This window comes from Mesobacillus thioparans, from assembly GCF_965138835.1.
GTDB classification, from domain to species: domain Bacteria; phylum Bacillota; class Bacilli; order Bacillales; family Cytobacillaceae; genus Mesobacillus; species Mesobacillus thioparans.
Window position 1 is genome coordinate 102,728 of the sequence record NZ_CBCSFH010000001.1, and the last position, 18,250, is coordinate 120,977.

The 18,250-nt window shown below is 46.4% G+C and carries 18 protein-coding genes; 1 reads left to right on the forward strand and 17 read right to left on the reverse strand.

Features of this window, described 5'->3' with window-relative positions:
• Window positions 1–15: 15 nt before the first annotated feature.
• From ACNAZ4_RS00635 to ACNAZ4_RS00695, 13 genes are all read right to left on the reverse strand, one after another.
• A complete protein-coding gene (locus ACNAZ4_RS00635; protein WP_415812272.1) occupies window positions 16–939 on the reverse strand; it encodes a fumarylacetoacetate hydrolase family protein in 924 nt (307 codons plus the stop codon).
• A gap of 8 nt (window positions 940–947) precedes the next feature.
• The gene (locus ACNAZ4_RS00640; RefSeq protein ID WP_415812273.1) at window positions 948–1,559 is read right to left on the reverse strand and encodes a flavin reductase family protein; all 612 of its coding nucleotides are present in this window, start codon (window positions 1,557–1,559) and stop codon (window positions 948–950) included.
• Between the two features lie 3 nt (window positions 1,560–1,562).
• Entirely contained in the window at window positions 1,563–2,654 is a 1,092-nt protein-coding gene (gene hisC, locus ACNAZ4_RS00645; protein ID WP_415812274.1) for a histidinol-phosphate transaminase, read from the reverse strand.
• 70 nt (window positions 2,655–2,724) lie between these two features.
• Window positions 2,725–3,843: a 4-hydroxyphenylpyruvate dioxygenase gene (hppD, locus tag ACNAZ4_RS00650; protein WP_415812275.1), complete on the reverse strand. Its 1,119-nt coding sequence runs from the start codon at window positions 3,841–3,843 to the stop codon at window positions 2,725–2,727.
• 120 nt (window positions 3,844–3,963) lie between these two features.
• Window positions 3,964–5,394 carry a dihydrolipoamide acetyltransferase family protein gene (locus ACNAZ4_RS00655; protein ID WP_415812276.1) on the reverse strand — a complete coding sequence of 477 codons (1,431 nt, stop codon included), beginning with the start codon at window positions 5,392–5,394 and terminating at the stop codon, window positions 3,964–3,966.
• Between the two features lie 11 nt (window positions 5,395–5,405).
• Window positions 5,406–6,401, reverse strand: coding sequence for an alpha-ketoacid dehydrogenase subunit beta (locus tag ACNAZ4_RS00660; RefSeq protein ID WP_415812277.1), 996 nt, complete (start codon window positions 6,399–6,401; stop codon window positions 5,406–5,408).
• Window positions 6,401–7,468 (reverse strand): pyruvate dehydrogenase (acetyl-transferring) E1 component subunit alpha, encoded by a 1,068-nt coding sequence (gene pdhA / locus ACNAZ4_RS00665; protein WP_415812279.1) that lies wholly within the window; start codon window positions 7,466–7,468, stop codon window positions 6,401–6,403. The genes ACNAZ4_RS00660 and pdhA overlap by 1 nt, the downstream gene beginning before the upstream one ends.
• 83 nt (window positions 7,469–7,551) lie before the next feature.
• Window positions 7,552–8,658, reverse strand: a complete 1,107-nt coding sequence (locus ACNAZ4_RS00670; protein ID WP_415812280.1) for a Leu/Phe/Val dehydrogenase — start codon at window positions 8,656–8,658, stop codon at window positions 7,552–7,554.
• A 61-nt stretch (window positions 8,659–8,719) separates the two neighbouring features.
• The gene (locus ACNAZ4_RS00675; RefSeq protein WP_415812970.1) at window positions 8,720–9,109 is read right to left on the reverse strand and encodes a thioesterase family protein; all 390 of its coding nucleotides are present in this window, start codon (window positions 9,107–9,109) and stop codon (window positions 8,720–8,722) included.
• Between the two features lie 191 nt (window positions 9,110–9,300).
• Window positions 9,301–10,095 carry an ABC transporter ATP-binding protein gene (locus tag ACNAZ4_RS00680; RefSeq protein ID WP_415812281.1) on the reverse strand — a complete coding sequence of 265 codons (795 nt, stop codon included), beginning with the start codon at window positions 10,093–10,095 and terminating at the stop codon, window positions 9,301–9,303.
• Window positions 10,070–11,101 (reverse strand): ABC transporter permease, encoded by a 1,032-nt coding sequence (locus tag ACNAZ4_RS00685; RefSeq protein WP_415812282.1) that lies wholly within the window; start codon window positions 11,099–11,101, stop codon window positions 10,070–10,072. Before ACNAZ4_RS00685 ends, ACNAZ4_RS00680 begins: the two co-directional genes overlap by 26 nt.
• 18 nt (window positions 11,102–11,119) lie before the next feature.
• Entirely contained in the window at window positions 11,120–12,118 is a 999-nt protein-coding gene (locus ACNAZ4_RS00690) for an ABC transporter substrate-binding protein (protein WP_415812283.1), read from the reverse strand.
• Window positions 12,119–12,524: 406 nt separating this feature from the next.
• Complete coding sequence (locus ACNAZ4_RS00695; RefSeq protein WP_415812284.1) at window positions 12,525–13,472, reverse strand: NAD(P)H-dependent flavin oxidoreductase; 948 nt, start codon at window positions 13,470–13,472, stop codon at window positions 12,525–12,527.
• Between the two features lie 74 nt (window positions 13,473–13,546).
• Between ACNAZ4_RS00695 and ACNAZ4_RS00700 the strand changes: the two genes are divergently transcribed.
• On the forward strand, window positions 13,547–14,068 hold the full coding sequence (locus ACNAZ4_RS00700) for a gamma carbonic anhydrase family protein (protein ID WP_415812285.1): 522 nt from the start codon (window positions 13,547–13,549) through the stop codon (window positions 14,066–14,068).
• 40 nt (window positions 14,069–14,108) lie between these two features.
• On the opposite strand, the gene ACNAZ4_RS00705 is transcribed toward ACNAZ4_RS00700, so the two are convergent.
• From ACNAZ4_RS00705 to pcaF, 4 genes are all read right to left on the reverse strand, one after another.
• Window positions 14,109–14,783 carry an NAD(P)H-dependent oxidoreductase gene (locus ACNAZ4_RS00705; protein WP_415812286.1) on the reverse strand — a complete coding sequence of 225 codons (675 nt, stop codon included), beginning with the start codon at window positions 14,781–14,783 and terminating at the stop codon, window positions 14,109–14,111.
• Between the two features lie 467 nt (window positions 14,784–15,250).
• On the reverse strand, window positions 15,251–16,126 hold the full coding sequence (gene paaX / locus ACNAZ4_RS00710; RefSeq protein WP_415812287.1) for a phenylacetic acid degradation operon negative regulatory protein PaaX: 876 nt from the start codon (window positions 16,124–16,126) through the stop codon (window positions 15,251–15,253).
• 130 nt (window positions 16,127–16,256) lie between these two features.
• Window positions 16,257–17,033: an enoyl-CoA hydratase-related protein gene (locus tag ACNAZ4_RS00715; RefSeq protein WP_415812288.1), complete on the reverse strand. Its 777-nt coding sequence runs from the start codon at window positions 17,031–17,033 to the stop codon at window positions 16,257–16,259.
• A complete protein-coding gene (gene pcaF, locus ACNAZ4_RS00720) occupies window positions 17,034–18,242 on the reverse strand; it encodes a 3-oxoadipyl-CoA thiolase (protein ID WP_415812289.1) in 1,209 nt (402 codons plus the stop codon). It abuts the gene before it with no gap.
• Between the last annotated feature and the right edge of the window lie 8 nt (window positions 18,243–18,250).

Consider the following 18,250-nt stretch of genomic DNA (forward strand, 5'->3'; position numbering starts at 1 on the left):
GAATCCACCTTCTTTCTAGTCTTCTTTAATTTTATTTTTAAGGACTCCCAGTCCCTCAATCTCAAGTTCGACTTCATCGCCAGGATCCAGCCAGCGGTGCACATCTGTGCCAAGCTCGAGGATGCAGCCTGTTCCGACAGTACCTGAGCCAATCACCTCACCAGGGTAAAGCGTCGTGCCCGCCGAAGCACGTTCAATCATCTCTCCGAAGGAATAATAAAGATCCTTCATATTGCCTGTGGAGAGCTCTCTGCCATTCACTCTTGCTTTCATTTGCAGGTCATATCCTTTGCCGGCTTTGTGTGATTCCAGCTCATCCTTCGTTACGAGATATGGACCGAAGGATGTGGCGAAATCCTTTCCTTTTGCCGGACCTAGGCCGACCTTCATTTCCTTCCTCTGAAGATCGCGCGCACTCCAGTCATTCATGACCATGAAGCCAAAAATATGCTGTTCGGCATCTTCCGCTTTTATGTTGCGGCCTTCTTTGCCGATGACACACGCGATTTCAAGCTCGTAATCCAGCCATTCGCATGTTCGCGGACGCCTGATTTCTTCTTCGGGATCCTTGATTGCGAGGTGGTTGGTAAAATAAAAAACGGGAATCTCATACCATTCCGGGATCATCTCAAGTCCGCGGTTCTCCCGGGCGGTTTTTACATGCTGTTCGAAGGCGTAGAAATCACGGACGCTCTTCGGGTTATGCAGCGGCGCTTTCAACCTGACTTCATCCAGCGGATATGTCCCCGTCTCACTGTCCAATAGCGCTTGATTCTGTTGGATATATTTCAAATGTTCCTCATGATTTTCTAGGAATGAGAGCATATTGTCCGGCAAATGCCCATTGGATGCTTCATGCATATCGACCGCTTCATTGCGCGGATTAATCCAGCCGGCGCGGATGGAACCATCTTTTTTCAAAAACGTTATGAATTTCATGTCATCACCTATTTCCTTTGCAGCTCAAAAGTCTTGGCAAGTGGCAATGTGTAAGTTGCGCCAGCCAGCCTGCCGACCGGGTTTAATTTTTCCGAATTGATCCGTCCATTTTCGTACAAGTCATCTTCAACATGCACATGCACGACTTTCCCGATGACCAGGCTGCCGGCACCAGCTTCGTCCTGGCCGAAATGGAGGACCTGATCAAGTTCACACTCTAGGTGGACCTTCGACTCCCGGACACGTGGGGGTTTTACAGCCGCACTTTCGGTCTTGGTCAGACCAGAGGCCTTGAACTCATCGACATCCGCCGGGAATTCAGTTGCACAATCATTCATTTGCTGGACGAAATCTTCACTGACGATATTAATGACAAACTGTTTCGTTGCTTCGATATTGTTCAATGTATCTTTCTTCGCTCCATCCGTCCCCCGTCTCATCGGGGAAAAGCAGACCATCATCGGATTGGCACTGATGACGGTAAAAAAACTAAAAGGTGCCAGATTGGTAGTTCCTTTTTCATCTTGGCTTGAAACGAACGCGATTGGGCGAGGCAGCACGGAACCCTGCAAAAGCTTATATGCGTCTTTCCATTCAAGACTGTCTGTTTTGATCTCCAAATCCTACACCGCCCTTTCGTGAAAAAGCTGGCTGATAACTTGCAGGATGAATTCATGGTCCTCACGGGTGCCAAGTGTGATCCTGAACGCTTCCTTATAGCCGGGAAGGTGCATTTGGCGGACAAGGATGCCATTCTCTGTCAGTGTCTGGATGACGGGAGTGTTCGTATAAGCAAACAGAAAATTCGATTGTGATGGAAAACTCTCAATCTCCAACTCCTTGAACTTTTCACGGAGGAATTCCCGTTCTGCCCTATTTTTTGCTGCGCAATCCTTCACGAAATCCTGATCCTCAATTGCTGCCATGGCTGCCGTCTGTGCTAGCTGATTCACATTGAAAACATCCCTGACTTTATGAAGCTCTTTCGCGATTTCTTTATGCATAACTCCATAACCTATACGCAGGCTCGCAAGTCCATAGATTTTCGAGAAAGTCCTTAAGATGACGAGATTTTCGTATTGTTCAAGCAGAGGCATCGTATCCAGAAAATCCTTGGAATCGGTGTATTCAAAATAGGCTTCATCCATGACAATCAATACATTTGATGGCACATTGCCGATAAAAGAAAGCAGCTCCTGTTTCGCAACAATCGTACCTGTTGGATTGTTGGGATTACAGACAAATACCAGCTTTGTTTTTTCAGTGATGGCTTCAAGCATTGACTTCATGGCATGCCGTCCTTCGATCATCGGGACTGTGACAACTTTTCCGCCTTCTATGAGGACATTCGTTTTATAGCGGGGGAACGTCACTTCCGCCATAACCGCTTCATCATTTTTATCGATATAGGCACGTGTCAGCAGCCGGATGATTTCCTCCGATCCATTCGAAACAAGAAAGCGCTCCGGTCCCAATCCATAATGTGCTGACAGCTTTTCAGTGATGCCAGAGGTCATTCCATCTGGATAGAATGCCAGATCCGCTGATGCCCGCAGGATCGCTTCTCGCACCTTTGGTGATGTGCCATACACATTTTCGTTATCTGATAGTTTCCTTACTGTTGTAAGCTTATATTGTTCCTTGATTTCCTCTATTGTCTGGCCGAGGGCATATGGTGTGATCCCTTCAAGTTCTGCTCTAGCATTTACCTTCATGTTCATCCCCCATCTTTCAAGTCGCCGTTTATGACAAAAGGGAGCAATCCGCCCCCTTTTATCCCGGTCTTTATAGATTGCCGCGTCGTTCCTGTTCACGTTCGATCGATTCGAATAGAGCCTTGAAGTTTCCTTCCCCAAATCCTCTCGCGCCTTTACGCTGGATGATTTCGATGAAAAGAGTCGGGCGGTCGACGATTGGCTTCGTGAAGATTTGCAGCAGATAGCCCTCATCATCTCGGTCCACTAGAATACTAAGCTCTTTCAGCTTCTCGATTTCTTCGTCAATTTCACCAACACGCTCTAACAGCATTTCATAGTAAGAATCCGGAGTGCTCAGGAACTCGACGCCGTTTTTGCGCAATTGTGATACCGTGCTGACAATATCCTCTGTCAAAATAGCAAGGTGCTGGACGCCAGGACCATTATAGAATTCAAGGTATTCCTGGATCTGTGATTTGCGCTTTCCTTCAGCCGGCTCATTGATCGGGAATTTGATGCGGCCGCCATTATGCATAACCTTGGACATTAGCGCTGAATACTCAGTCACAATATCCTTATCTGTGAAGTGCTTCATTTCCTTGAAGCCCATTACGTTCGCGTAATAATTGACCCATTCTTCCATTCTCTCAACATTTCCGACAACATGGTCGATGCCGATGAAGCCTGCGTCATTGACCGGAACTGTTGTTGTATGTTCAACAAATCCTGGCATGAAAAGACCTTTATAATCCTTCCGCTCAACCAATGTATGGATCGTATCACCGTATGTACCGATGATTGCCTTCTTCAGGACACCATGTTCATCCGATACCTCATGCGGCGGCTGGATTGCGATCGCTCCGCGGCTGACCGCTCCCTCGTAGGCCTTCTCGACATCATCCACTGCCAGTGCGATATCCTTCACGCCATCGCCGTGTGTTTTCACAAACTGTGCTACACGGGATGAGTCATTATAGGTTCCAGTTACCACAAGGCGGATTTTGCGCTGCTGCAGCACGTAGGATGTCGTTTCGCGGTTCCCTGTTTCAAGGCCGGAATAAGCTACTACTTTAAAGCCGAAAGCTGTCTGAAAAAAATGTGATGCCTGTTTGGCATTGCCTACATAAAGCTCCAAATAATCTACATCCTGCACCGGAAAAAAATCTTCTTTTGTCTGGCCAGATACCATTACCTTCTCTTGCATCATAAAACCTCCTGTTAAAAATATTTACAATATTTAAAATAATCTTATAGTAATTCTATCCGCTCTCTCAAGAGTGCGATGTAAAGCTATAATGCTTTTATGTGGTGAAGAATTCTTATTGGATTACATCAACTCAAGCAGCATCATCTTCGGATTCTCGATCAGCTGGGCGAAGCGGTTTGTAAATGCTACCGCTGTTGCACCATCGGCAACCCTGTGGTCAAAAGCCATAGACAGATTCATGATCGACCGGATCGCAATTTCATCTTGTTCCGTCACGATAGGACGTTTCTTTGTTTTATGGAAAGAAACTAGCGCTGTCTGCGGATGCTGGATGATCGGGGTTGCGCCGATGCTGCCTCCAAGCGGTCCAACATTGCTCACCGTGAATGTACCACCCGAGATATCCTTGACCTTGAGCTTGTCATCAAGGGCAAGCTTTGTCAGCTGCTTCATCTCTTGATGAATTTGTTTCAGGTTCTTTTTCTCGACATTCCTGATGACCGGGACAATCAGTCCTTCTGGAGTGTCGACGGCAATTCCGATATGATGTTCACGAAGCAGCTGGATGCTTTCATTCTCTTCATCCAGCTTTCCATTGAACACCGGAAATTCTTTCAGCCCGATCGAAAGGGCTTTTATAAAGAAGGCAGTCGCTGAAATTGAATTTCCTGCTGCCTTGATCTCTTCCCTTAAGGTGATCAATTCACTGACATCCACTTCCTCGAAATGGGTGCAATGCGGAATGGTATACAGAGACTGAACCATCTTTTTCGCAATCTGCTTTCGGCGTCCTCGGAATGGCAGGATATCTCCGGAAGTGTTCACAGTATCATTCTGTGCATCTTCAGCATCTGCTTTTGCAGCCTCAGCCAGATGATTGGAATGGCGTCTGCCTGTCTCTTCAGAACCACCTTCCGAAACCTTCATAGCCCGACTTTCGGAACCTGCTTCCGAGACACTCGGAGCCTCCTGTTCGGAACCTGGTTGCGAAACCTTCGCAAGCTGCTGTTCGAAACCAGCTTCCGAACCATTCGCAGCTTTGCTGTCCCGTAAACTGACAAAAGCCAATACATCCTGGTCCGTGATCCGGCCAGCCGGTCCAGTCCCGATGACCTCCATGATGTTCACACCATTTTCCCGTGCGATTTTCCTCGTGTACGGAGAAGCGAGTATCCTGCCTAAACGAACACTGACACCAACGGGAACCACAGGCTCTGCAGGCCTGTCAAGAACATCTACTGCTGCTGGTGCAGAAGCTGTTATCGCAGCTCCAGTTTCTTTGGCTTTTTGCAGATTCCCGTTTTCCATCTGCGCGGATTGATCCTCGATTATCAATAGTGACGTCCCTACTTTCACCGTTTGTCCTTGTTTCAACAATAATTCTTTTATAACACCTGAACAGGGTGCCGGAATCTCAGCGGTCATCTTGTCGGTCTGGACTTCAACCAACGGATCGTCGGCCTTGACGAAGTCGCCAGGCTTCACCAGGTAACAATTGATGTCCGCTTCGGTCATCCCCTCTCCAATGTCGTGGAGTTTCACTTCAACCATCGGCAAGCCTCCTAAAACTTCATCACTTTCTCGATTGCTGCTGCGACTCTTCTCGGGGTCGGCAGATAGTGGTTTTCAAATCCAAAGTATGGAACTGGCGTATCAAAGCCTGTTACTCTTTCAGCCGGCGCTTTTTGGTAAAGAAATGCTTCATCATTGATCAATGAGATCAAATCACTTCCCGTGCCGCCTGTTTCATGTGCTTCATGGACAATGACGGTGCGTCCCGTTTTCTGGACTGATTCTATGACAAGGTCCTTATCGATCGGATAAAGTGTCCTGAGGTCGAGGAGCTCGCATTGAACTCCTTTACCCTTCATCTCCTCGACAGCCTTCATGGCTACAGGAACCATAGCGCCCCAGGAAATGACCGTCACGTCCTCGCCTTCAGTCAACTTCTTGCCTTTGCCAATTTCAACAGTATATTTCCCTTCAGGTACTTCATCACGGGATGATCGGTAGCTGCGCATCGGCTCCAAAAAAAGAACAGGATCGGGATCTTCAATCGCGGCAATCATCAGCCCTTTTGCGTCATATGGATTGGATGGGCATACTACCTTGATACCTGGCATGTGGGTAAAAATTGATTCCGTGCTGTCACAATGAATTTCAGGAGCCCGGACACCTGCTCCATAAGGAGCGCGAATGACCATCGGCACTGTATAATGGCCCATCGTGCGCATTCTCAGTCTAGAAGCATGGGTCATGATTTGTTCGTATGCTGGATAAATGAATCCCAGAAACTGTATTTCCACCACAGGCCTGAAACCATTGGCCGCCATTCCAATGGCAGCACCGACAAAACCTGCTTCACTTAGGGGTGTATCAATCACACGTTCCTCGCCATATTTCTCCTGAAGACCATCAGTCGCACGGAATACTCCTCCGTTTTTACCAATGTCTTCACCAAGGAGTATGACCTCATGCTTTTCTGCCAGCATCGTGTCCAGCCCATCGGTAATCGCCTGGACCAGCGTCAAGGTCTTGGTCTGAACTGCAGTTTCCATCAAGCCTCACCCCCGATCAATTCAAGGTACTTCCGCTTTTGCTTCTCGATTGTCCATGTTGGCTTTTCAAAAACATAATCAAAGATCACTGACGGATCTGCAGCTGGGAAACTCTCCATTTCCTTCACTGCGGCATCAATTTCTGACGCAGCCTGCTCTTCGATTTCTTTTGCCCATGTTTCATCATAAAGGCCTTCATTCTTCAGCCAGCGTTCCAGCCTGAGCAGCGGGTCCGTTTCCATCCGCTTCATTGCACTTTCATTCTGGTCACGGTATTTGGAAGCGTCATCTGCTGTTGTATGGGAACCATAGCGCCATGTCATCGCCTCAATCAATGTTGGCCCTTCGCCATTGCGTGCCCGTTCAAGCGCCTTTTCAGTTTCGATGAATACGGCAAAAACATCATTGCCATCCACCCTCACTCCAGGCATATCATAGGCCAGCGCTTTTTGCGCAATCGTGGCCGAATTCATCTGCTTGCTAATGGGCACTGAAATCGCATACTGGTTGTTCTGGCAGAAATAAACGACCGGAGATTTAAATACGCTGGCAAAATTCAGCCCTTCATGAAAATCCCCTTCCGACGTGGCTCCATCACCGAAATAACAAATGGCTGCATTCTTTGTGCCTTTTTGTTTTTCAGCGAACGCTGCTCCAGCTGCATGAGGGATTTGGGTCGCAATCGGTATGGCCGGCGGGAATATCTTTTTACCATCCGGCGGGACACAGCCTTCGTTTCGCCCATTCCAAAACAGCAGGATATTGCGCAGTGAATGGCCGAACACCATAGCTGCACCATGATCGCGGTAAGTCGGGAACATCCAATCATCACTATCTAGCGCAAGAGCTGTTCCAACCTGGGAAGCCTCCTGGCCTTCGAATGGGGCGTATGTCCCAATCCTTCCCTGGCGCTGCAGGCTTACTGATTTTCTGTCGAGCGTCCGGATTCTTACCATTTCCGTGTAAAACTGCTTCACTCGATCTTCGGTCACCAAATATTTATATTCCTCGGACACTATGTTTCCGTTTTGGTCCACCACTTGTAAAATTGGAAAATCCTTATCCATGTGCTCACCCTTTTTTTAAAAATCGCACTGAATTTTTTAAAGTTAGAAAAGTAAAAAAAACAAACTGAATTCCTATGATTCTATTACATTCTCACTGCCCATTTAGGACGTTTCATATGCGAAAAGAAGCTGTTCCTTCTTGTCCTTGCTTCTATCCGGTTTTCACAGAATTTATTTGCTGCTTCCATTGTGGTGATTCCTTCTCGTTCAGCATGGCTATATACATTCAAAAGAGAATTATAGATTGCTTTTGTCTTTTTAAGGACGCGCTCTTTGTTCGGTGAATAAAGTTCATCCGCTACCTGGATCAAACCGCCGGCATTGACGATATAATCAGGTGCATACAGAATCCCTTTTTCCTGGAGGGAATGGCCATGGCGTTCTTCCTTCAGCTGATTGTTTGCAGAGCCGACTACCGCTTTTACCTGCAGCTGAGGAATCGTGTCGTCATTTATGATTCCTCCCATAGCACATGGAATGAAGATATCGGCAGGCTGTGAATAAATTTCCTCGCTGCCCACAACCTTGATCCCTGCTCCCATTTCCTTCGCTTTCTGGACAATCTGGTCGATCGCTTTTTGATTGATATCTGTTACGTACAGATCTGCACCATTTTCAAGCAGATACTCTGCTACCTTGTAGCCGACCTTGCCCAGACCCTGGATGGCATAGGATTTGCCAGACAGATCATCCGTATCCCACAGAGCTTTGCTCGTTGCCTGCAATCCAAAGATGACTCCCTGCGCAGTCGGCACAGAAGAATCACCGCTGCCTCCATAAACCTCATCAACGCCAACGATACAATTCGTTTCCTTCAATGCATGGACAAAATCCTCCGGGTCGGTCCCCATGTCTGTCCCTGTATAGAAACGTCCCTGGATGGACTCGACAAACTGGCCGAATGCCCTGAACAATTCCGGGCTCTTATCCTTTGTAGGGTCGCCGATGATGACAGCCTTCCCGCCGCCGAAATCAACATCTGCAGCAGCACATTTGTAGGTCATACCTTTTGATAAGCGCAGTACATCTTCAAGAGCATCATCGACTGATTTATAAGGATACATGCGGCAGCCGCCAAGCGCCGGCCCTAATCTTGTGCTGTGTATTGCAATAATTGCCTTTAACCCTGTCGCTTCATCATTACAGAACACAACCTGCTCGTGTTCACGAATTTGTTCAAACATATCCATGTTTCTTTCCCCCTTTATTCCGTTAAACCATGTTAGCGCTTACATTTGTGCGCAAAAATTTTTAGCTGCCTGTCAATAATTCAGTTATCCTGGCTTTGGGAAGGACCACTTGCTTCACTTCCCCAACACCAACCAAACGGCCTTTGGTTTCGGCCCTGACATTCGTAAGGATCGTATTGTCCTGCAGGTCCGTGACTGTCGCTGTAATGACCACTTCAGCCCCTTCAATACAAGGAGCTATATGCTTGACGGTCACAGATCCGCCCATTCCCTCCTCATCATCTTCTAAAAAGGGAAGTATAATTTGTCTAGATGCCCATTCCATGTGATATACCATTGATACCGTCGAGTATACCGGATGGACAAGCTTTCCCTCAAAGCGGGCAAACATATCTGGTGTAACAATGACCTCGATGGAGGCCGTATGCCCTGCTTTTAAGCCATCTCGCATCATATCCCACCTTTCCAAGTTGCAAATATGTATAACGTTTATTTAACGTTATCATAACATTCCGTTAAATAAATGGTCAATAAATTGTAAGAAATTTTGGTATTTTCTTAAAAATAATTCTGATATAATATTTTACCGTTCTTTTTAAACATAAAAAAATCAACCAGCTATTCTTTAGCTGGTTGATTTTTTTAGCTGAGCAGCGCTCTGTCACTTGCCATTTTCGTTCCGCGGATCCGCTGGAATTCATTCAGCAGGTCTTCGATTGTCAGCTTTGCTTTTTGTTCTTCATTGACTTCGAGGATGATCTGTCCTTTATCCATCATGATCAGCCTGTTGCCGAGGTCGAGGGCTTGCTGCATGTTGTGTGTGACCATCAATGTTGTGAGATGGTATTTATCGACGATTTCTTTTGTCAGGTTTGTGATTAGCTCTGCCCTAGAAGGGTCAAGTGCTGCCGTGTGCTCATCCAATAAGAGCATGGACGGCTCGGTGAATGTGGCCATCAGCAGGGATAAAGCCTGACGCTCACCGCCTGACAGCAATCCGACTTTGGCATTCAATCGGTTCTCAAGTCCTAAGTGCAGGGATTCCAATACTTCCTTGAAAAGCTCGCGCCGTTTTTTTGTCACCCCACGGCCAAGAGTGCGCCGCTTGTTCCTTGAGTACGCAATCGCCAGGTTTTCTTCGATTGTCATGCTTGGAGCCGTGCCGGCCATTGGATCCTGGAAGACACGCCCGATCATTTTGGACCGGTTGTACTCGGTCATATAGGTGACATCCTTACCATCCAATTCCACTTTTCCATGGTCAGGAATCATCACACCGGAAATGATATTCATCAGCGTGGACTTACCGGCGCCGTTACTGCCGATGACGGTAACAAAATCACCCTTTTTCAAAGTGAGATTGATATTATCCAGGGCGATCTTCTCATCTGGAGTGCCTTCGTTAAAAACTCTATGAATCTGATTTAAGTGCAGCACCAGCCTCACCCTTTCCTTCAGAAGGAACAGCTACGATCTGCATGTTCTCAAGCTGTCTTTTGACCTTCCGCTTTTTCTCTTTGTAGCTTTCAATCATCTTCGGAGCAGTCAGGGCCAGGATGACAATTACTGCTGTAATCAGTTTCATGTCGCCTGGTTCAAGGAACTCTACCCTTAGTGCCAGTGTTACCACGATCCGATAGATAATCGAACCGCCAATAACAGCGAATGTTGTCCTGGCAATCGATTTTGTTCCGAACAGCGCTTCACCGATAATGACGGAAGCAAGGCCGATGATGATCATCCCGATCCCCATGCCTACGTCCGCGAATCCACCCTGCTGGGCAATCAGTGCACCTGAAAATGCTACCATCGCATTCGAAAGGCCGAGGCCAAGGATGATCATCAGATTCGTGTTTGAAGAAAAACTGCGGATCATCCTTTTGTTATCGCCTGTTGCCCGGATTGCAAGTCCGATTTCTGTTTTCAGGAATGCATCTGTAAGGAATTTAATCGCAAAGGTAACGAATACCATGAACAACAGGATTCCCCATGTACGCGGGAGACTGTCGCCCAATCCTACCGCTGTCAGCATGCCATTGAAGAAGCCATCGATCCCTGTTTTTTCAAAAAAGTCTCTCACAGAGGTCATTGCAGTATCGGTGTTCAACAGCGGCACATTCGATTTGCCCATAATTCTAAGATTGATAGAATACAAGGCGATCATCATCAGGATCCCTGATAGTAATGCATTGACCTTGCCGACAGTATGAATCACACCGGTCAGGCAGCCTGCGATGAATCCGGCAACCATTGCCACCATTGTTGCAGCAAATGGATTAGCGCCATTCACGATCATGATCGCGGCAACCGCAGCTCCAGTTACGAAGCTGCCGTCGACCGTCAAATCCGGAAAATCCAGAACCCGAAAGGATAAGTATACGCCCAGAGCCATGATCGCATATATTATGCCTGACTCAAATGCTCCAAATATTGAAGTAAACAAGTTGAATCATCCTTTCTCTTATTCTTCGTAAAACTCTGCGTTGTCTCCCCATGCTTCCTTGACTTCAACACCCTGTGCCTCAGCGGCCTTTTTGTTGATCGTCAGTGTCAATGATTTTGGAAGTTCGACCGGAATTTCAGAAGCTTTCTTGTTGCCTGATAGAATTTCTGCAGCCATAAGGCCTGATTGATAGCCGATATCATAGTAATTGAATCCGCTGGCAGCCACTGCCCCGCGCTTCATGGAATCCAGCTCACCAACAAACAGAGGGATTTTTTTACCGTCTGCAACTGAAATTACTGACTCCAGAGCAGATACGACAGTATTGTCAGTAGGAACATAAATCGCATCCACACGGCCGACTAATGACTCAGCTGCCTGCTTTACTTCGGCTGATGTTGAAATGGATGCTTCAACTACTTTCGCACCATTTGCTTCAGCAAGCTTTTTCACTTCCTTCAGCTGAACTTCGGAGTTTTGTTCACCAGCATTGTAGATGACACCTATTTTCTTTGCTCCGATTTCGTTCGTCATAAAGTCAATTGTCTTTTTCGTTGCATCCGGATGGTTATCAGTCGTTCCGGTGATATTATCGCCTGGCTTGTCGAATGCTTCAACAAGTCCTGCTCCCACCGGGTCTGTGACAGAGGTGAAGATAATTGGAATATCCTTTGTTGCATTGAGTGCTGCTACTGCGCTTGGAGTCGCGTTGGCAAAAATCAGGTCGACTTTGTCACCGACAAAATTGTTGGCAATCGTTGCCGTATTGTTCATATCAGCCTGTGCATTTTGGAAATCATACTTTACATTTTCACCTTCTTTAAAGCCCTTGTCTTCCAGAGCTTTTTTGAAGCCTTCGGTCGCAGCATCAAGAGATGGATGCTCCGCGAATTGAGTCAAACCGATTTTGTACTGATCCTTCCCTGCTGAACCATTGGATGATTCCTTTCCTCCGCAGCCAGCCATTAGCAAAGCACTGGCAAGTACAAGAGAAATAGCTTTTACTGATTTTTTCATATTAATCCCCCTTGATTTTTTATAAACCGGCTTTGACATATGTATGTTTGTATTTTGAAGACAGCCGGAATGCTCCATAGTTCCCTAGTGAGTCAGTTTTAAAATGAAAGCGATTCCAAAAAGTATGATATCTACTATAGACACCGTAAATATAACGTTATATTAACACCAGCTCATTATAGTGTCAATAATATTCCGAAAATTTAGTATGTTGAGATTTTAGGAATGTTTTTCCTCCCTTTCGCTCTAATATCATTTATTCTTCAAATATAATATTGTTCTTTCGGTTACTTTACCGCTTTTATGCATAAAAGTAAAGGTGTATTTATTATTTTTTTCTGATTAATTTAAATTTTTCGTTCAAAATAAAAAGCATGCCTCTTTTTTGGAAGCATGCCTCGTGAAATTATAATAAAGCTCCTGAGATTTTCAGTCGTTCTTTTGCTTCCGTTACCATCCGATCAAGCAATTCCTGTACAGTTGGGATGTCGGAGATCAGTCCTGAAACCTGGCCGCCATTCATGAACCCTTTTTCTTCGTTTCCTTCAAGTGCACCTTTTTTATGTATGTCCTCCGTTGTCAGTTCTGCAAATTCCTCAGGCGTGATCCCTTGTTTTTCCGCCTCCAGCAGCTTTCCTGCATATGAGGTATTAAGCAGCCTTCTTATTTTTCCAACAGACCGGCCGACAATAACTGTTTCATAATCATTTGCTTGCAATAGCTTTTGTTTATAAACTTCATGGAATGGAGCTTCCTTTGTGGCGATAAAACGGGTTCCCATTTGGACACCGCTTGCTCCAAGTGCCAACATGGAAGCCAGCCCTTTTCCGTCCCCAATTCCGCCAGCCGCGACGACAGGAATGTTTACCTGGGCGACAATCTGCGGGATAAGCGCCAAGGTTGTCGTTTCCAGGTTCGAGTTGATCCCTGCAGCTTCAAATCCTTCTGCCACTAAAACATCTGCTCCAGCAGCTTCCGCTTTTTTTGCCTGCTTAACTGATGCAACGACGGTTATGATCTTGATGCCAGCCTCTTTAAGCTTAGGAATGAAAGGTGCGGGGTTACCAGCTGATAAAGTGACGATTTTTACCCCATGTTTGACTGCCAGCTTGAGGATTTCCACTGCATTTGGCGATACACTTAAAGCAATATTGACTGAAAAAGGCTTTTGGGTCCTTGTTTTGGTTTCCAGAATAATTTGTTCAACTTCATCTGCAGACATCGTTCCGGCTCCAATGGTTCCTAATCCGCCAGCCTCTGAAACAGCAGCTGTCAATGCCGCATTGCTGATGTTTCCCATTCCCCCCTGGATGATTGGATATTTTATGCCGAGAACAGAAGTGATTCCATTCACAAAAATTCCCCCTTCGTATTATTAATGTTATACTAATTTTAAAATTAAGACAATTAAGAAAAGGAGAGGGAATTGTGATTTTATCTTATTTAGAGAAAAAGCCATCACTACACGAAACGGTGTTCCAGGCACCGGGAAGCTATATTATTGGAGACGTGAAGATTGGAAAAAATTCAAGCGTCTGGTTCAATGCGGTTTTGCGGGGAGATGAGGATACAATCACAATAGGCGAAAGCTGCAGTATCCAGGACAATGTAACCTGCCATCTGTATGAAGGCTCACCACTTGTCATTGAAGAAGAGGTGACTGTTGGCCACAATGCGATCCTCCATGGCTGTACGGTCAGGAAAAGATGTATCATCGGAATGGGGTCCACAATCCTGGACGGAGCGGAAATCGGGGAGGAATGCATCATTGGGGCCAATACCCTGATACCTGCCGGGAAGAAGATTCCGCCACGCTCACTGGTAGTGGGTGCACCGGGAAAAGTGGTTCGGGAAATCGGCGAAAAAGATTTAGAGCTGATCCAGCTTTCCATCGATACATATGTCCAAAAGGGCAAGGAATACCGAGAATCGCTAAAAGAAACAAAGTAATTGGAAAAAGCCTGGCATTGGCCAGGCTTTCGCTTTCCCTTTAAACCCACTTAACGATGTCATCCAGTGGCCTTCTAGTTTTCGGTTTTGGTTCATTGACGCGATAACCAAACGCACACATAACCGAAATGCCAAAGTGGCCTTCTTCAAGCAACCCTTCATCTTCAAGCAGCTTGTTCATGTTTTCATAATTAAAGCCTTCAATCGGACATGAATCAATGCTGATTTGAGCAGCAGCCGTCATCATATTGGCCAGGGCAATATATGTTTGCTTGCAAGCCCAATCAAATAACGGACGATCACCATCAAGCAAATTAAAATCAGTCTTTTGGAATTCCTCGATTCGCTTCAGATAATTGGCCATGAAGTCTTCAGGCATCTTCTTCTTATTTTTAAAATGATCTTGCAGGTACTCAGAGTCATATTTCGTATCAGCTTTCGTCCTCGCAAGGATAATCACAAAATGGCTTGCTTCCGGAAGCTTGCCAAAAGCCCCCCAGGCCGTATTCTTAACTTTCTCACGAAGCTCTTCACTCTGGACAACAAGAAATCGCCAAGGTTCAAAACCAAAAGAACTAGGAGATAACTGCGCAGTCTCCAGGATAAAACGGAAATCTTCATCCGGAATCTTTTTGCTCGGATCAAATTGCTTCGTGGCATGCCTGAAATTGAAAGCGTCCAGAATCTCTTGCTTCAAAGTCTCTTTGTCTTGCATATGTATCTCTCCTCCAAAATATTGTTTTTTTTAAACTTATCATACTTCTTTTAAGATTGCCTGCAAAAAGAATTTGCCTCAACTACTCTGCTTTTATTCTCTTTGGTCACTTCTGCAGGAGATGGGGAGTCCAGGATGACTACCTAATTCGGACAGCTTTTCCTCTTCTTCCCCTNAACCTGTCCGAACTTGGGGCTACTTCGGACAGCTTTTCCTCTTCTTCNCCNAAACCTGTCCGAACTTGGGGCTACTTCAGACAGCTTTTCTCCTTTTTCCTCTAAACCTGTCCGAACTTGGNNCTACTTCGGACAGCTTTTCCTCTTCTTCNCCNAANCNNGTCCGAACTTGGGGCTACTTCGGACAGCTTTTCGCTTATCCTCCCGATACCTGTCCGAACTTGCGGCTACTTGTGTATTCCACAGATAACAAAAGAAAGCCATCCAGGACTGATCGTGGATGGCTTGATGCTATTCTAAGATATACGGGTGGTCCATGACGTTATAGTCAATGTCTTTGTGCTTAATTTCATTGCCGTCTTTAAACACGGATTCAAAGAAGCGGGATGCTGGTTCGGCGAGTTCCTTGTAGTATTCACTGAACAGTGCTGCTGCATGGCTGCCGAGCCATTTCTCCGGCAGGAGTTCTTCAGGAAGACCCGGGTCAAAGAAGAGGAACTTCCTGTATTCATGGACCAGCTTTGTCCGTTCGACGAAGCACTCTGCATCGGTCATGCTGCCTTTTTGAATCTTGTTTTTGTCGATGATGTATTTCTGGCTGTATTCACTGATGAATTCCTGATACTTTGCGTTGATTTCAACAAGGTCCCAGCTTTTTTCGACCAGGCGCTGGTTTTCATGCGGGCCCTTGTATTCGGCAACGAAAAAATCGACATATTGTTCAATTTCATATTTCTCAATCAAGTCCTTGACCTGTCTTTCAAGGTTGTTGGCCGAAATCCAGAAGCTGTTCGACATCGAACCGAATCCGCTCCAAATCAGTTCTTTACGCAGTTCGTCCCGGACGTTGCGGATCTCCTCGGGAATCGTATACATCAGGATTCTCCATTTGCCGTCCCATTCTTCTGGCTTCAATTTGAAAATACGCTTACCTGCTTCGTCAATCCTTTTCTGGCCGCGCGGTGTCAGCGAGTAATAACTTTTGTTCCCGATTTTCTCTGCCTGCACCCATCCCTGCTTATTCATGCGTGAAATTGCAGCCCTTACAGACTGGTCATTGTGTCCAAATTCATTTAGCAGCCTGATCAGACTGCCAATCCAAATCTTGCTGCCATAGTGGGAAATATAGTCACCGTAAAGGGTGAAAATCATTGATCGTGTATTCAAGCCTCTGTCATCCTCATTCGTTTTTAATAGTCGTAATAAATCCGTTATAAAATATTTTACAGTATAATCATTATTTTGCAAAAATAATGTGCTGAAATGTGAAAAAACCATAGGGATTTCTCCCTATGGATTATTGAGCAGTGAAAACCGGCTTGCGTTTTTCACTGAATGCGTTCAATGCTTCCACACGGTCTTTTGTTGGAATTGTGACCTCATATGCTTTCGATTCGATGGCGAGACCAGTCTGCAGATCCGTACTGCTGCCATGCTGGATCGCATACTTCGCCTGCCTCACCGCAATCGGTGCATTCTGAAGGATTTCCTCGGCGAGCTCCTTGCAGGCAGCCATGACTTCCACTTTTGGTGTAACCGCAGTAAGAATCCCCAGCTCATACGCATTCTCAGCTGAGATTTTCCTTGCTGTTAAAATCAATTCCTTAGCCTTCATTTCTCCAATCAGCCTTGACAGACGCTGAGTACCGCCTGCACCCGGGATGATTCCCCAGCTAACTTCTGTCATTCCCATCAGGGCAGAATCTGCGGCAATTTTAAAATCACAGGCCAGCATCAATTCGAATCCTCCGCCAAAAGCAAATCCATTGACAGCGGCAATGGTCGGCTGCGGCAGCTCGGCAACTGCGCTGAAAACATCACGAATTTTTTTCACATTCCTGTGCACTTCCGCATCGGTCAGATGCTTTCTTTCCTTTAAATCCGCCCCGGCACTGAATGCCTTCTCTCCAGCGCCTGTAAAAATGACCACTCTTACATCCAAATCTGTATGCAGTTTGTCTACCAGGTCACCAAGCTCCATTAATGTTTCATAATTGAAGCAATTCAATGATTCCGGACGGTCGATCGTGACATATGCGATATGCTGTTCTTTCTGGAATTTGATGTTGTTCATTTATTTCTCTCCTAAATTCTCGATAATTGTCGCGATTCCCTGGCCAACGCCGACACACATCGTCGCAAGTCCGTACCGGGAATCACGTTTTTTCATTTCATATAAAAGGGTCGTCAAAATCCGTGCACCGCTTGCACCTAGCGGATGGCCAAAGGCAATTGCCCCGCCATTGACATTGACTTTAGACTGGTCCAATCCCAGCTCCTGGATGCAGCCGAGGGATTGGGCAGCGAATGCTTCGTTCAGCTCGATCAAATCGATTTCGTCAACAGACAATTTCGCTCGTTTCAATGCTTTCTGTACAGCATAAACCGGTCCCATTCCCATGATGGACGGCTCAAGGCCCGCAGTTGCTGACACCACATATTTAGCCAGCGGCTTCAACCCCAGCTCTTCAGCCTTCTCGCGGCTCATAAGCAGCAGCGCAGATGCGCCATCATTAACACCGGAGGCATTCCCGGCTGTAACCGAACCATCCTTGAACAACGGCTTCAACTTGGACAATTTCTCCATTGTCGTGCCTGGCCTTGGATGTTCGTCGGTGTCAATTACCGTCTTGTTGCCTTTTTTATCTTCATATACAACAGGGACAATTTCATTTTCAAACTTCCCTGCCTCCATTGCCTTTTGAGCGCGAAGCTGGCTTTCTGCTGCAAACTCATCCTGAGCTTCACGTGTGATGCTATATTTTTTCGCAACATTCTCCGCAGTCTCCGGCATGCTGTCCGTTCCGTACATCTCTTTCAGCCTGCTGTTGACGAAACGCCAGCCGATTGTTGTATCAAACATCTCCATATTGCCGCGCGGAAACTCTTTTTCAGGCTTTGCCATCACAAACGGGGCCCTTGTCATGCTTTCCGTTCCCCCGGCAATGAATATATCGCCTTCCCCAGCCAGGATTGCTCTTGCCGCATAGTTGACCGCATCGAGTCCGGACCCGCATAAACGGTTGATCGTTGTCCCAGCAACCTCTACAGGCAGACCAGCCAACAGTCCTGACATCCTCGCAACGTTCCGGTTATCCTCACCAGCCTGGTTGGCATTGCCCAATACAACTTCTTCAATTCCAGCGGCAGGCACTGCTGGATTGCGCTCGACCAATGCCTTGATGACAACCGCACCTAAATCATCCGGACGGATCTGGCGGAGGCTTCCGTTGTATCTTCCAATCGGTGTCCTGACTGCATCTACAATCACAACTTCTCTCATCCTCATCC

Excerpts from the sequence above, each read along its gene's own strand:
- hisC (WP_415812274.1), bottom strand. The coding sequence starts at position 2,654 with ATGAAGGTAAATGCTAGAGCAGAACTTGAAGGGATCACACCATATGCC.
- ACNAZ4_RS00660 (WP_415812277.1), bottom strand. The coding sequence starts at position 6,401 with ATGGAAACTGCAGTTCAGACCAAGACCTTGACGCTGGTCCAGGCGATT.
- ACNAZ4_RS00635 (WP_415812272.1), bottom strand. The coding sequence starts at position 939 with ATGAAATTCATAACGTTTTTGAAAAAAGATGGTTCCATCCGCGCCGGC.
- pdhA (WP_415812279.1), bottom strand. The coding sequence starts at position 7,468 with ATGGATAAGGATTTTCCAATTTTACAAGTGGTGGACCAAAACGGAAAC.
- ACNAZ4_RS00675 (WP_415812970.1), bottom strand. The coding sequence starts at position 9,109 with ATGCGAGATGGCTTAAAAGCAGGGCATACGGCCTCCATCGAGGTCATT.
- ACNAZ4_RS00715 (WP_415812288.1), bottom strand. The coding sequence starts at position 17,033 with ATGAACAACATCAAATTCCAGAAAGAACAGCATATCGCATATGTCACG.
- pcaF (WP_415812289.1), bottom strand. The coding sequence starts at position 18,242 with ATGAGAGAAGTTGTGATTGTAGATGCAGTCAGGACACCGATTGGAAGA.
- ACNAZ4_RS00670 (WP_415812280.1), bottom strand. The coding sequence starts at position 8,658 with ATGGATATGTTTGAACAAATTCGTGAACACGAGCAGGTTGTGTTCTGT.
- ACNAZ4_RS00655 (WP_415812276.1), bottom strand. The coding sequence starts at position 5,394 with ATGGTTGAAGTGAAACTCCACGACATTGGAGAGGGGATGACCGAAGCG.
- ACNAZ4_RS00705 (WP_415812286.1), bottom strand. The coding sequence starts at position 14,783 with ATGCAAGACAAAGAGACTTTGAAGCAAGAGATTCTGGACGCTTTCAAT.
- hppD (WP_415812275.1), bottom strand. The coding sequence starts at position 3,843 with ATGATGCAAGAGAAGGTAATGGTATCTGGCCAGACAAAAGAAGATTTT.
- ACNAZ4_RS00690 (WP_415812283.1), bottom strand. The coding sequence starts at position 12,118 with ATGAAAAAATCAGTAAAAGCTATTTCTCTTGTACTTGCCAGTGCTTTG.